Here is a 13,771-nt window from a genome sequence, read left to right on the forward strand (position 1 = left end):
GAAACGCCCGGTCCCATTCCGAACCCGGAAGCTAAGGCCACCTGCGCCGATGGTACTGCACTCGACAGGGTGTGGGAGAGTAGGACACCGCCGGACATACCTTCGCGATAGGGGACCCAGATTTGGGTCCCCTATCGTCGTTTGTGGGGCCGAACGCGGCTCCACCACGCCGGGCGGACGATGCCCCGTCCTCCGCCCGTGGTTGAATTCTTGTAGGCGGGGCCACGACAACACTCCCCAGGACGGGGAATCCAGAAAGGGATCGCCGTGTCGGAACACAACGACGGACGGAAGCCTTTCCGCCGGGACGGAGACGCCCGCGGTTTCGGCCGGCGCGGCGAACCGACCGACCGCCCCCGCGGCGGATATGGCGAGAACAAGGGCGGCGGATTCCGCCGCGACGACGACAGTCGCGGTGGCCGTGGCGGTTCCGACCGCTCCGAGGGCCAGCGCGGCGGTTACAACCGTGACGATCGGGACCGTGGTGGCGACCGCGGCGGCTTCCGGCGTAGCGACAGCGGCGACCGCGGGGGCTACCAGAGGCGCGACGACGTCGGCCGTGGCGGGTTCCGTCGCGGTGAGGGCGACGACCGTTCGCGTGGTGGTTCGGACCGTGGCGGCTCTCAGCGCCGCGACGATGCCGGGCGCGGCGGCTACCAGCGGCGCGACGACGATCGTGGTGGCTTCCGGCGCGGCGACAGCGGTGACCGTGGGGGTTACCAGAAGCGCGACGACGCGGCCCGCGGCAGCTCCGGCGACCGCGGCGGTTACCGCCGTCGCGATGAATCCGATCGTCCTGCAGGTGGTTTCGATCGCGGTGGGGACCGCGGTGGCTACCGTCGCAACGAGGACGACCGCCCCCGTGGTGGTTCGGATCGTGGCGGGTTCCGTCGCAATGAAGGCGACGATCGTTCGCGGGGCGGCTACGACCGTGGTGATCGTGGTGGGTTCCGGCGCGACAACGACGACCGCCCCCGTGGCGGCTCCGGCTTCCGCAGGAACGAAGGCGACGATCGCGGCGGCTTCCGCCGGAGCGACAGCGGCGACCGCGGTGGTTACCAGCGGCGCGACGACGCGGGCCGTGGTGGCTCCGGCGACCGCGGCGGCTTCCGTCGCGACGACGACCGTTCGCGCGGTGGTTCGGAGCGCGGTGGGTTCCGCCGTAACGAAGGCGATGACCGCTCGCGTAGTGGTTCCGAGCGTGGCGGGTTCCGGCGTAATGAAGGTGATGACCGTTCGCGCGGTAGCTCCGAGCGTGGCGGGTTCCGTCGCAATGAAGGCGATGACCGTGCGCGTGGCGGCTACGACCGTGGCGATCGTGGTGGGTTCCGGCGCGACAACGACGACCGCCCCCGTGGCGGCTCCGGCTACCGCCGGAACGAAGGCGACGACCGCTCCCGTGGCGGCGATCGCGGTGGCTTCCGGCGCGGCGAGGGGGACGACCGTTCGCGCGGTGGTTCGGATCGTGGCGGGTTCCGTCGTGGCGACAGCGGCGATCGTGGTGGCTACCAGCGGCGCGAAGACGATCGCGGTCGCGGCGGCTTCAAGCGCAAGAGTGATTCCGGTGCCGCGCGCGGCTATGTCGGTGAAGACGGCAAGCCGCTGGACGGTACCTATCGTGAGAAGCGCCGCGAGCGCGAAGGCGACGTGCTCGGTGTCGTCTCCTCCGCGAGCGACGCCGAGGACACCGAGCTCACTTCGGCGGGCGTCGAGGAGACCACCTCGGCAGCGTCCACTGTGCGGTCCGGAGACACGTCCTCGAGCGAGCGTGCCGAGTCCGCGGACGAGGTAGCCGGCGACGCCGACGACCGCGCCGCGGCGACCGACGAAGATCTCGTCGGCGAGCGGCCGTACACCGTCGCCGCGGGCGAGGACCGGGCATCGGACGATCTCGCGGCCGAGCGGTCCGCCGCCGACGACGATCGCCGGGCCGGGTCGGACGCGGACGCGGGCGACCGCGCCGACGACGAGCCTCGCGGGGACGAGGACGCCGCGCGGTTCTCCACGAATTCGCGTGACGAAGACCGTAGCGCGGGCGCTGACGCGAGTGACCGTGCCGGTTCCACTGACGACCGCCGCCGTGGCGACGCGGACGACGCGGGCTACGGTGCCCGTGACGAACGCGAGGATCGTCGCCGTGGCGGCGAAGGCGCTCGTGCCGTGGGTGGCCGTCCCACCGACCGGCGCGGAGCGCGCCCGGACGAGCCCGATCTGCCCGAGGACGTGCAGGCCTCCGATCTCGATCCGGCTGTGCGCCGGGATCTGCTGAGCCTGGACAAGAACAACGCCGAGACCGTCGCCCGGCACATGGTGATGGCTGTCGAGCTGCTCGAGGACGATCCGCGGCTGGCGCTGGCGCACGCCAGGGCCGCCCGGCAGCGAGCCGGTCGCATCGCCGTGGTCCGCGAGACCGCCGGTGTGGTGGCCTATCACGCCGAGGAGTGGGCCGAGGCCCTCTCGGAGCTGCGGACCGCGCGTCGCATGTCGGGTGGCTCCGGGCTGCTGGCCGTGATGGCGGACTGCGAGCGTGGCCTCGGCAGGCCGGAGCGGGCCATCGAGCTCGGCCGCAGCGAGGAAGCGCAGCGGCTCAGCGGTGACGAGGCCAGCGAGCTGCGGATCGTGGTGGCGGGCGCCCGGATGGACCTCGGCCAGTTCGATCAGGCCGTCGTCACCCTGCAGACCCCGGATCTGGATCCGGCGCGCACCGGCTCGGCCGCCGCGCGCCTGTTCTACGCCTACGCCGACGCGCTGGTCGCGGCGGGCCGCACGGACGAGGGCCTGCAGTGGTTCCTCAACGCCGCGGCCGCCGACGTCGACGGCGAGACCGACGCCGAGGACCGCGCCGCCGAACTGACCGGCGACGCGCAGTAGCGTCATCGAGGATCGAACCCGCGGGCCGGGAGCCGACACGGCTCCCGGCCCGCGGTCGTTCGGCGCGGGCGCCGTCAGTGACCTCGACCACGGAACCGGCGACGCGCGCACGTCGAGGCGCGCGGGGGCGGGCAGCGAAACCGGCCACACCGTGCACAGATCGCGAACCCATGCTCGATCATGAAGGGTGCGAGCACAATTGGACGCCCCGGCGGGAGCCGGGAGTTGTCGGTGGGTTCGCCTAGGGTCGAAACGTGTTCGGCCCGGCAGCGACGACGGAGTGAGGGTGTGTGAACCAGCTACGCGATCAATACGACGCTTTGCTGCTCGACCTGGACGGCACGCTGTACCGCGGGCCCGAGGTGATCGAGGGCGGGCCGAAAGCGCTGGCGCCGAACGGTGATTCGGCGCAGCGGCTGGTCTATGTGACCAACAACGCGGCACGCGGACCCGGCGTGGTCGCCGGCCACCTCGCGGAGCTGGGCTACCCGGCGAGCAGCGACGATGTGGTGACCAGCGCGCAAGCCGCCGCCAGAATGGTCGCCGAGCAGCTGGCTCCGGGCGACCACGTGCTCGTCGTCGGCACCGACGATCTGGCCGCCGAGATCGCCGCCCGCGGTCTGGTGCCGATCCGCCGATTCGGCGACATACCGCCCGTGGCCGTCGTGCAGGGCCATTCGCCGACCACCGCGTGGCCGGATCTCGCCGAGGCCGCCTACGCCCTGCGCGCGGGCGCGCTGTGGGTGGCCGCCAACACCGACCGCACGCTGCCGAACGAACGCGGCCTGGCGCCGGGCAACGGGTCCATGGTCGCGGCGCTGCGCACCGCCTCGGATCGGGAACCGCTCGTGGCGGGCAAACCGTACGCGCCGCTGATGGAGAACGCGCTCGAACGCGCGGGCACCCGCGCCGCGCTGGTCGTGGGCGACCGCCTCGACACCGACATCGAGGGCGCCAACGGGCTCGGACTCGACTCGCTGCTGGTGCTCACCGGGGTCAGCACGCTGGAGGAAGTGTGTGCCGCACCGCCCGAACGGGTGCCCACCTTCGTCGCCGCCGGACTCGAGGCCCTCAACGACGAGATCGTGCCGGGCGCCGTCGCGCCGTCGGAGGTCGCGGAGCTGTTGCGACAGCACCCCGGCCGGGCGGTACGGGTGCGCGCGGCCGATTCCGAAATCCGATAGCGTTGACGGCACGATGAGTACACCGAGTTCACCGCCGACCGGCGCGTCACAGCCACCCCGCCCAGGGATCCCGCTGCCCGGCAGCCACCTGCCCGGTCAGGGCGGGCAGACTCCGGCCGATCCGCAGCGGATCACCGCCGAGGTCGACGCGCTGCTGGCCGAACTCGGTGCGACGGCACCGGTGACCGGTCCCGCGGAGAACACCGAGGCGGGCGCCGAGATCACCCGCCGGGCCCGCATCCTCGAACAGGCGCACGACGTGCTGGTCGACGCGCTGGCGACCGTGGACAAGATCTGAGGTGGCCAGGAGAGCGCGGGTGGACGCCGAACTGGTTCGCCGCGGATTGGCGCGATCGCGAGAACACGCGGTCGAACTGATCAGCGCGGGCCGCGTCCTGATCGCAGGCACCGTCGCGGTGAAACCGGCGACGGCGGTGGAGGCGGGAACGCCGCTGATCGTGCGGGAGGAACCCGACGAGGTGTCGTGGGCGTCGCGCGGCGCGCACAAGCTGCTCGGTGCGCTCGAGGCGTTCGAGCCGGCGGGGCTCGACGTCGCGGGCAAGCGCTGCCTCGACGCGGGCGCCTCGACCGGCGGGTTCACCGATGTGTTGCTCTCGCGCGGCGCGCGGGAGGTGGCCGCGGTCGATGTCGGGTACGGCCAGCTGATCTGGCGGTTGCAGAACGACGACCGCGTGCAGGTGTACGACCGCACCAACGTCCGTAACATCACGCCCGAAACCATCGGCGGCACAGTCGAGGTCGTCGTCGGCGATCTGTCGTTCATCTCGCTCGGCCTGGTGCTGCCCGCGATCGCGGCCTGCGCCGCCGACGGCGCCGATCTGCTGCCCATGGTGAAGCCACAGTTCGAGGTCGGCAAGGAACGGGTCGGTTCCGGCGGCGTGGTGCGTGATCCGGCGTTGCGGGCCGAAGTGGTCGGCGAGGTGGCCGCCGCGGCGGGCGCGCTCGGCCTGCGGACCCAGGGTGTGGTGGCCAGTCCACTGCCCGGCCCGTCGGGCAATGTCGAATACTTCCTGTGGCTGCGCAAGGTCGGCCCGTTCGAGTACGACGCCGAGCAGGTGGCGGGACTGGTCGCCCGCGCGGTCGAGGAGGGTCCGCAGTGAACACGCACGAGGGCGGCAGGGAGATCCTGCTCGTCGCCCACCCCGGTCGCGCGGAGATCATCGAGACCGCGCACCGGGTCGCGAAGATCTTCGCCGAAGCGGGGATCTGCCTGCGGGTCCTCGCCGACGAGGCCGACAGCACGCGCTTCGAGAACGAGCCGGCCGGTTATCCGGTGCGGGTGGTGCCGCACAGCCCCTCCGCGGCGCTGGGCTGTGAGATGGTCTTGGCCCTCGGCGGGGACGGCACCTTCCTGCGCGCCGCCGAACTCGGCAGGCCCACCGGTGTGCCGGTGCTCGGAATCAACCTGGGGCGCATCGGTTTTCTCACCGAAGCCGAGGCCGAACACCTCGACGAGGCGCTGGCCCAGGTGGTCGACCGCGACTACCGGGTGGAGGACCGGCTCACCATCGACGTCACGGTGCGCGTCGACGACACCGTCGTGGAACGCGGGTGGGCGCTCAACGAGGCCAGCATCGAGAACGCCCAGCGGATGGGTGTGCTGGAAGTGGTGCTCGAGGTCGACGGGCGCCCGGTCTCGGCGTTCGGCTGCGACGGCATCCTCATCGCCACCCCGACCGGCTCCACGGCCTACGCGTTCTCCGCGGGCGGGCCCGTGGTGTGGCCGGAGCTCGAGGCGATGCTGGTGATCCCGAGCAACGCGCACGCGCTGTTCGCGCGGCCGCTGGTGACCAGCCCCGAATCGCTGATCGCCGTGGAGACGGTCGCGACCGGCCACGACGCGATCGTGTTCCTCGACGGCCGCCGCACACTGGCGCTGCCGCGGGGCGGTCGCGCCGAAGTGGTGCGTGGCGAACGACCGGTCCGGTGGGTGCGGCTCGATTCCGCGCCGTTCGCCGACCGGATGGTGCGCAAGTTCCGTCTGCCGGTCACCGGCTGGCGGGGGAGACAGCGAACGGAGAACAGCCGCGATGCTGACTGAGATCAGGATTGACGGGCTGGGCGTCATCTCGACGGCCACCGCCCAGTTCCACGCCGGACTCACCGTCCTCACCGGCGAGACCGGTGCGGGCAAGACGATGGTCGTGACCAGCCTGCACCTGCTCAGCGGGGCGCGGGCCGACGCGGGCCGGGTGCGGCTCGGCGCGGCCAAAGCCGTGGTCGAGGGCCGCTTCGTCATCGACGACGTCAACGACGCGGCCAAGGCCGCCGTCGAGGAGGTGCTGGAGTCGGCCGCCGCCGAGGCCGACGAGGACGGCAGCGTGATCGCGGTCCGCACCGTCAACAGCGACGGGCGTTCCCGCGCGCACCTCGGCGGGCGCGGCGTGCCGGCGGCGGTGCTCGGCGAGTTCACCTCGCGGCTGCTGACGGTGCACGGCCAGAACGACCAGCTGCGCCTGCAACGCCCGGAACAGCAGCTGGCCGCGCTCGACCAGTTCGCGGGCGACGGCGTCGCCGGGCTGCTGCGCAAGTACCAGGTGCACCGGCGGTCCTGGCTCGATGCCCGCGCCGAACTGCTCGAGCGGACCGAGCGCAGCAGGGAACTGGCACTCGAGGCCGACCGGCTCAAGCATTCGCTGGCCGAGATCGACGGCATCGCACCGGAACCGGGCGAGGACACCCGCCTCGTCGCCGAGATCCGCAGGCTCAGTGATCTGGACTCGCTGCGCGAGGCCGCGGCGGCCGCGCACGAGGCGCTGTCGGGCCCCGCCGACGCGCCCGCCGACGGCGGCGGGGTCCTCGATCTGCTGGGCGGGGCGCGCGCCCGGCTCGATGCGGCCGACGATCCGGCGCTGAGCGCGCTCTCACCGCGGCTGGGGGAGGCGATCGCGGTGGTCGTCGACGTCACCACCGAACTCAGCGGCTACCTCTCGGAACTGCCGTCCGATCCCGGCGCGCTGGACTCGATGCTCACCCGGCAGGCGGAGCTGAAGTCGCTGACCCGCAAGTACGCCCCCGACATCGACGGCGTCATCGCCTGGGCGGACGAGTCACGCGCGCGCCTGGACTCCCTCGACGTCTCCGAGGACGCGCTGGCCAAGCTCGCCGGTGAGGTCGAGACGGCCGCGGGCAAGGTGCGCGAGGCGGCGCGCAAACTCAGCGCCGCGCGGGCCAAGGCCGCGGGCAAGCTGGCCGCCGCGGTGAGCACCGAGCTCGGGGGCCTGGCGATGGGGAAGGCCAAGCTGGAGGTGCAGGTGCGCCCGATGCCCGCCGGCGCCCAGGACTCCGCGCCGCTCGACCTCGACGGGGTGCGGCTGCACGCCGGGTCCAACGGTGTCGACGAGGTGGAATTCCGGCTCTCGGCGCACTCGGGTGCACAGTCGCTGCCGTTGAGCAAGAGCGCCTCCGGCGGTGAGCTCTCGCGCGTCATGCTGGCACTGGAGGTGGTGCTCGCCGGTTCGGATCACGGCGCGACCATGGTGTTCGACGAGGTCGACGCCGGCGTCGGCGGCCGGGCGGCCGTCGAGATCGGCAAGCGCCTCGCCCGGTTGGCCCGTACCCATCAGGTGATCGTGGTGACCCACCTGCCCCAGGTGGCGGCCTTCGCCGACACGCACCTGGTGGTGAACAAGTCCGACGACGGAAAAGGCAAGGTGGACAGCGGAGTTCGCACGCTGACCGACGAGGAGCGGGTCGTGGAACTGGCCCGGATGCTGGCCGGCCTCGACGACACCGAGACCGGCCGCGCGCACGCGGAGGAACTGCTGGAGACCGCGCGCGCGGAGCGCACTCCGGCCTAGCCGCGGCCGGGCCGGAGTGGCGGAAAGCTAGCGCAGCGCCTTGCGGACGCCGCCGATGAGCTGGTTGGTCAGCTGACGCAGGCCGAACTCGAGGATCGGGGCGGGCACGGGCAGCGAGGGCTCGGACTCCATCGTGTAGACCACGCGGGTGCCGCCCGAGCTGGTGTCGGCGAAGGTGACGATGCCGACGTGGCGCTTGACCGGCGCGCCCTTGACGATCTTGTACTCCATCCGCTCACCGGGGACCAGCGCGGTGATCTCCTCGGTGACACCGGCCTTGCCGAAGCCGAGCAGGTGCTGCGCGCCGACGCCGGTGGCCGGGTCGCCCTGCTTGATCAGCTTGACCTGGATGGGCAGGTGCGGGCTGACGGCCTCACGCTCGGTGAAGAGGCGGTAGACGATGTCGCGAGGGGCGTCGAAGACCGTCTCGACGGTGCTGCGGGGCATGGGTGTCTCCTGTCCGAGATATCTGTGACCCGCAGCATACGGGTAGTCGCCGGAGGCGTTTCGATCCGACCGCTCGGACCAGGGGGATGTAACCGACCCGCGGGCCTGTCCGACATACTGGCGGAGATCGTTTGTGAGCCGAACTTGTGGACTGTCGCCGGCCGTGGCCGGCGGACACGACCGAAGGAGTGCGAGACGATGCGAGTGATCGGGATGATCGGCGCCGCGACGGCGGTGGCCGCGACCGCGGTGCTCGGGACGGCGGGAACCGCCGCCGCGGCACCGGTGACCACGAATTTCGCCGGCGCCGCGGCCCTGTGGGGCTGGAGCATGAACGGGCCCGGCACCGACTACGTCACCGTCACCGCGACGACCGGAGTCGAACCGGGGCAGGTGTCGTTCGGGGTCACAAATGTCGTGCCCTACAAGGGGGACGGTTCGCCCTGGTTGCGCGCACGGGTGCAGTGGCTCAACGTGAACACCGGCGCGACCGGGATCGCCGATGTGCCCTACATCTTCCCGTGCACCGATCCGGCCCAGTGCCCGGTGGGTCCGGTCGTGGCGAACACCGGGCCGGGGCAGATCGTCGCCGGTGTCTATTCGGTCGCCGTGGGCGGCAACATCGGCCCGAGCGTCACGGTCATGCCGGGATACGGCACCGTCGCCGTGCCCTGATCCGGCCGTGACCACCGAAAAGGCGGAATGCTCGGGTGGCCGGTGCCCAGGCATCGGCGGGTGCTGAGCGGTAGCTCAAGGCGACGAATGTGACCGGTGATTCGGCGCGCCTCCACCAAAGGTTGAGGGTTTGCGCTCATCATCGGCCACATGAGGATGCCGGCGCTGTTGTCGAGAAACACCGAAACGCTGCCCGGTGTCACCGGGATCGCCAGGGTCGACCGCGACACCCGGCGACTGCTGCGGCGCGTGAGTCCAGGCGACGTGGTCGTGCTCGACGAGACCGACCTGGACCGGCACACCGCCGACCGGCTGGTGGAGGCGGGCGTGGTCGCGGTGATCAACACCTCGCCCTCCATCTCCGGCCGCTACCCCAACCTCGGCCCGGAAGTGCTGGTGGCCAACGGGATCGTGCTCATGGACACGGTCTCCTCCGATGCCTTCGGCAAGATCAAGGACGGCGCCAAGATCCGGATCGACGAGGGCATCGTCTACGCGGACAAGCTCACCAAGAAGGAACCCGAGGTCCTCGTCGAGGGCATCGAGTTCGACGAATCGGCCATCGCCGACCGGATGATCGAGGCGCGCAACGGTCTGGCCGATCATCTCGACGCGTTCGCGGGCAACACCACCGAATTCGTCCGCACCGAGAGCGGTCTGCTGATCGACGGCATCGGCGTGCCCGACATCGAGCTGGACCTGCGCAACCGGCATGTCGTGGTGATCGCCGACGGGCCGGGCCATCTCGAGGAGCTACGGCGCCTCAAGCCCTTCATCAAGGAGTACGCGCCGATCCTGATCGGGGTCGGCCGCGGCGCCGACACGCTGCGCAAGCTCAAGTACACGCCGGACCTGATCGTCGGCGATCCCGACGAGATCAGCACGGAGACACTGCGTTCCGGCGCCGAGATGATCCTGCCCGCCGACACCGACGGGCACGCCAAGGGCCTGGAACGTATCCAGGATCTCGGTATCGGCGCCACGACGTTCCCGTCCTCGGGCTCGCCCGCCGACCTGGCGCTCATGCTCGCCGATCATCACGGCGCGTCGCTGATCGTGCTCGCCGGCGCGCCCGCCTCCCTGGAGGACTTCTTCGACCGCGGCCGGCGTGACAGCAACCCGGCGACGTTCCTGACCAGGCTGAAGGTCGGCGCGAAGCTGGTCGACGCGAAGGCGGTGTCCACGCTGTACCGGCACCGGTCCTCCGGCGCCGCGCTGGCGCTGGTGGTGCTGGCGGCCCTGGTCGCCATCGTGGTGGTGATCCTGGCCTCGCACAACGGATCCGAGATGCTGGACTGGGCGATCGAGTACTGGAACCGCTTCGTGCTGTGGGTGCGTGGTCTGCTGTGATCTCGCTGCGTCAGCACGCCATCTCGATCGCGGCGATCTTCCTCGCCCTGGCCGTCGGGGTGGTGCTCGGTTCCCAGACCCTCGCCTCGGACATGCTCTCCGGGCTGCGCTCGGACAAGAGCGATCTGAGCGGCCAGGTCGACGCGCTCACCGCGCGCAACGAACAGCTCACCGGACAGCTCGACGCCGCCGACCGCTTCCTCGCCGGGTCGGCGGGCCGGATCCTGGGCGGCACGCTGGCCGACCGCAGCGTCGTCGTGTTCAGCACCCCCGACGCCGACCCCGGCGACATCGACGGGGTGAGCCGGGCGCTCGAGACCGCGGGTGCCGCGGTGACCGGCCGGATCGCGCTCACCGACTCCTTCGTCGACGCGGGCGAGGGCGACCGGATGCGCTCGGCGCTGACCAACATCGTCCCCGCGGGCGCGCAGCTGCGGACCGGCGCGGTCGACCAGGGCTCGATGGCGGGGGACCTGCTGGGGCTCACGCTGCTGCTCGACCCGGCGAGCAATCAGCCGCGCAGCACCGAGCCCGAACTCGCGCTGGTCCTCGAGACCCTGCGCGGCGGCGGTTTCCTGGCCTACGGCGAGGGCCCGGTGCGGCCCGCGCAGCTGGCGGTCGTGGTCACCGGCAACGGTGTCGCATCCGACACCGGCCAGGGCGCGACTATCGCCCGCTTCGCCGGTGCCGTGCGCGCGCGGGCCACCGGTGCCGTGCTGGCCGGTCGGGCGGGCGCCGCCGAGGGCAACGGCGCGATCGCCCACGTGCGCGCGCAGGCGCCGCTGGCGACCACGGTGACCACGGTCGACAACGTCGACCGTGAGATCGGCCGGGTGACAACCGCTCTCGCCTTCACCGAGCAGCTCTCCGGCGGCGCGGGCCGGTACGGGACGGGGCCGACGGCGACCTCGCTCACCATGGTGGCCATGCCCCGCTGAGTTCGCCGCCCGACACGCGTCCGCGTTAACGACCCGCAAATAGCTCGGGGGCCCGGGTCCCTGTTATTGTGGAGTTCCGTGGGTCAAACACGGAATCAGGCTCGAAATGCCACCAAGCACATCTTCGTGAGCGGTGGCGTCGCCTCCTCTTTGGGTAAGGGTCTCACCGCCTCCAGCCTCGGTCAGTTGCTGACCGCGCGCGGCATGCGGGTGACGATGCAGAAGCTCGATCCGTATCTGAACGTCGATCCGGGCACCATGAACCCGTTCCAGCACGGCGAGGTGTTCGTCACCGAGGACGGCGCGGAGACCGACCTCGATGTCGGCCACTACGAGCGCTTCCTCGATCGCGACCTGTCCATGGACGCGAATGTGACCACGGGACAGATCTATTCGACCGTGATCGCCAAGGAGCGGCGCGGCGAGTACCTGGGCGACACGGTGCAGGTCATCCCGCACATCACCGACGAGATCAAGAACCGCATCATGGCGATGCAGGGTCCCGATCTGCAGGGGCATGTGCCGGACGTGGTGATCACCGAGATCGGTGGCACCGTCGGCGACATCGAGTCGCAGCCGTTCCTCGAGGCGGCGCGCCAGATCCGCCACGACGTGGGCCGGGACAACGTGTTCTTCCTGCACGTGTCGCTGGTGCCGTACCTGGCGCCCTCGGGTGAGCTCAAGACCAAGCCGACGCAGCACTCGGTGGCCGCGCTGCGCAACATCGGCATCCAGCCCGACGCGCTGATCCTGCGCTGCGACCGCGAGGTGCCGCAGGGCCTCAAGAACAAGATCGCGCTGATGTGCGACGTCGACGTGGAGGCGTGCATCTCCACCCCCGACGCGCCGTCGATCTACGACATCCCGAAGGTGCTGCACAGCGAGGGCCTCGACGCCTACGTGGTGCGCAAGCTGGGTCTGCCCTTCCGTGACGTCGACTGGACCGTGTGGGGCGACCTGCTCGACCGCGTGCACTCGCCGCGCGAGACCGTCGAGGTGGCGCTGGTCGGCAAGTACGTCGATCTGCCCGACGCCTACCTGTCGGTCACCGAGGCGCTGCGCGCCGGTGGCTTCGCGCACCGGTCCAAGGTGAACATCCGCTGGGTGCCCTCGGACGAGTGCGAGACCGAGGCGGGCGCCCAGGCGGCGCTGCGCGACGTCGACGCGGTGCTGATCCCCGGTGGCTTCGGCATCCGCGGCATCGAGGGCAAGCTCGGCGCCATCGGCTACGCCCGGCGCCGCGGCATCCCGCTGCTCGGCCTGTGCCTGGGCCTGCAGTGCGTGGTCATCGAGGCGGCGCGCTCGGTGGGCATCGAGGACGCCAACTCGGCGGAGTTCGAGCCCGAGACGAAGAACCCGGTCATCTCCACCATGGCCGACCAGGAAGACGTCGTCGCCGGCGCCGCCGATCTCGGTGGCACCATGCGCCTGGGCGCCTACCCGGCCACGCTGCAGAAGGGCTCGGTCGTCGCGCAGGCCTACGGCACCGAGAACGTCTCCGAGCGGCACCGGCACCGGTTCGAGGTGAACAACGCCTACCGCGACGCGATCGCGAAGAGCGGGCTCGTGTTCTCGGGCACCTCGCCCGACGGGCACCTGGTGGAGTTCGTCGAGTACCCGGCCTCGGTGCATCCGTTCTTCGTCGCCACCCAGGCGCATCCGGAGCTCAAGAGCCGCCCGACCCGGCCGCATCCGCTGTTCGCCGCGCTGATCAACGCGGCGTTGAAATACAAACTGGCCGAACGCCTTCCCGTAGACTTCCCCGAGGAAGAACTCGCGGAGCAGGCCGCGGACCTCTGAGCGGGAGCGATCGAGAAGTGAGCAAGCCCGGTAGTCACGAGTTCGAGACGGTGTCGAGCCGGGTGCTCTACAGCGGCGCGATCCTGGCCCTGCGCCAGGATCAGGTCGCGATGCCGGACGGCCGGGTCGCCGAGCGTGAGGTCATCGAGCATCACGCCGCCGTCGCGGTGCTCGCCCTCGACGACGACGGCAACGTCGTCCTGATCCGGCAGTACCGGCATCCGCTCGGCACCCGGCTGCTCGAGCTGCCCGCCGGGCTGCTCGACATCGACGGCGAGGACCCGCTCACCGCGGCCAAGCGCGAGCTGGCCGAGGAGACGGGCCTGGCCGCCGCCGAGTGGTCGGTGCTGGTGGATGTGGCGTTGTCGCCGGGGTTCACCGACGAGGCGCTGCGGGTGTATTTCGCCACCGGGCTCACCGAGACCGACCGGCCGGACCCCGAACACGAGGAAGCCGATCTGGAGCTGGTGCGGATGCCGGTCGCCGAGGCGGTCCGGGCCGCGCTGGCCGGGGAGATCGTGAACGCGACGGCGGTCGCCGGGGTGCTCGCCTACGCGGCGGCCTCGGCGAACGCGGTGCCGATGCGCCCGGCCGACGCGCCGTGGCCGGGGCAGCCGACCGCGTTCCTGCGGCGCAAGGCCGAGCAGGCGCGCTCGGCGACGGGTGACGCGTGAGCGCGGCACGC

Annotated in this window: 12 protein-coding genes and 1 rRNA gene; 12 read left to right on the forward strand and 1 reads right to left on the reverse strand. The window is 71.4% G+C overall.

What is annotated here, in order from left to right; translation table 11 throughout:
- From rrf to recN, 7 genes are all read left to right on the forward strand, one after another.
- A 5S ribosomal RNA gene (gene rrf, locus DFR69_RS29260) occupies positions 1–96 on the forward strand; the annotation flags it as partial.
- Positions 97–1,737: 1,641 nt separating this feature from the next.
- On the forward strand, positions 1,738–2,871 hold the full coding sequence (locus DFR69_RS29265; protein WP_373867115.1) for a hypothetical protein: 1,134 nt from the start codon (positions 1,738–1,740) through the stop codon (positions 2,869–2,871).
- A 290-nt stretch (positions 2,872–3,161) separates the two neighbouring features.
- A complete protein-coding gene (locus DFR69_RS29270) occupies positions 3,162–4,055 on the forward strand; it encodes an HAD-IIA family hydrolase (RefSeq protein ID WP_167456453.1) in 894 nt (297 codons plus the stop codon).
- Positions 4,056–4,068: 13 nt separating this feature from the next.
- Positions 4,069–4,353, forward strand: a complete 285-nt coding sequence (locus DFR69_RS29275) for a hypothetical protein (protein ID WP_110040906.1) — start codon at positions 4,069–4,071, stop codon at positions 4,351–4,353.
- A gap of 1 nt (position 4,354) precedes the next feature.
- Positions 4,355–5,176, forward strand: coding sequence for a TlyA family RNA methyltransferase (locus DFR69_RS29280; RefSeq protein WP_110040907.1), 822 nt, complete (start codon positions 4,355–4,357; stop codon positions 5,174–5,176).
- The gene (locus tag DFR69_RS29285; RefSeq protein WP_110040908.1) at positions 5,173–6,117 is read left to right on the forward strand and encodes an NAD kinase; all 945 of its coding nucleotides are present in this window, start codon (positions 5,173–5,175) and stop codon (positions 6,115–6,117) included. Before DFR69_RS29280 ends, DFR69_RS29285 begins: the two co-directional genes overlap by 4 nt.
- On the forward strand, positions 6,107–7,876 hold the full coding sequence (recN, locus tag DFR69_RS29290; protein WP_110041050.1) for a DNA repair protein RecN: 1,770 nt from the start codon (positions 6,107–6,109) through the stop codon (positions 7,874–7,876). The genes DFR69_RS29285 and recN overlap by 11 nt, the downstream gene beginning before the upstream one ends.
- Before the next feature lie 27 nt (positions 7,877–7,903).
- Here the strand turns inward: recN and DFR69_RS29295 are convergent, their stop codons facing one another.
- Complete coding sequence (locus DFR69_RS29295) at positions 7,904–8,323, reverse strand: SRPBCC family protein (protein WP_110040909.1); 420 nt, start codon at positions 8,321–8,323, stop codon at positions 7,904–7,906.
- Positions 8,324–8,521: 198 nt separating this feature from the next.
- Here DFR69_RS29295 and DFR69_RS29300 point away from each other — a divergent pair, with 198 nt between their 5' ends.
- From DFR69_RS29300 to DFR69_RS29320, 5 genes are all read left to right on the forward strand, one after another.
- The gene (locus DFR69_RS29300) at positions 8,522–8,998 is read left to right on the forward strand and encodes a hypothetical protein (RefSeq protein WP_146229463.1); all 477 of its coding nucleotides are present in this window, start codon (positions 8,522–8,524) and stop codon (positions 8,996–8,998) included.
- Positions 8,999–9,148: 150 nt separating this feature from the next.
- Positions 9,149–10,348 (forward strand): putative cytokinetic ring protein SteA, encoded by a 1,200-nt coding sequence (steA, locus tag DFR69_RS29305; protein ID WP_110040911.1) that lies wholly within the window; start codon positions 9,149–9,151, stop codon positions 10,346–10,348.
- Complete coding sequence (locus DFR69_RS29310) at positions 10,345–11,286, forward strand: copper transporter (RefSeq protein WP_146229464.1); 942 nt, start codon at positions 10,345–10,347, stop codon at positions 11,284–11,286. Before steA ends, DFR69_RS29310 begins: the two co-directional genes overlap by 4 nt.
- A gap of 78 nt (positions 11,287–11,364) precedes the next feature.
- Positions 11,365–13,086, forward strand: coding sequence for a CTP synthase (locus tag DFR69_RS29315; RefSeq protein ID WP_110040913.1), 1,722 nt, complete (start codon positions 11,365–11,367; stop codon positions 13,084–13,086).
- Positions 13,087–13,103: 17 nt separating this feature from the next.
- Positions 13,104–13,760, forward strand: a complete 657-nt coding sequence (locus DFR69_RS29320) for an NUDIX domain-containing protein (RefSeq protein WP_110040914.1) — start codon at positions 13,104–13,106, stop codon at positions 13,758–13,760.
- Positions 13,761–13,771 lie beyond the last annotated feature (11 nt).

Origin of the sequence: Nocardia neocaledoniensis (genome assembly GCF_003182135.1) — a bacterium.
Classification (GTDB): domain Bacteria; phylum Actinomycetota; class Actinomycetes; order Mycobacteriales; family Mycobacteriaceae; genus Nocardia; species Nocardia neocaledoniensis.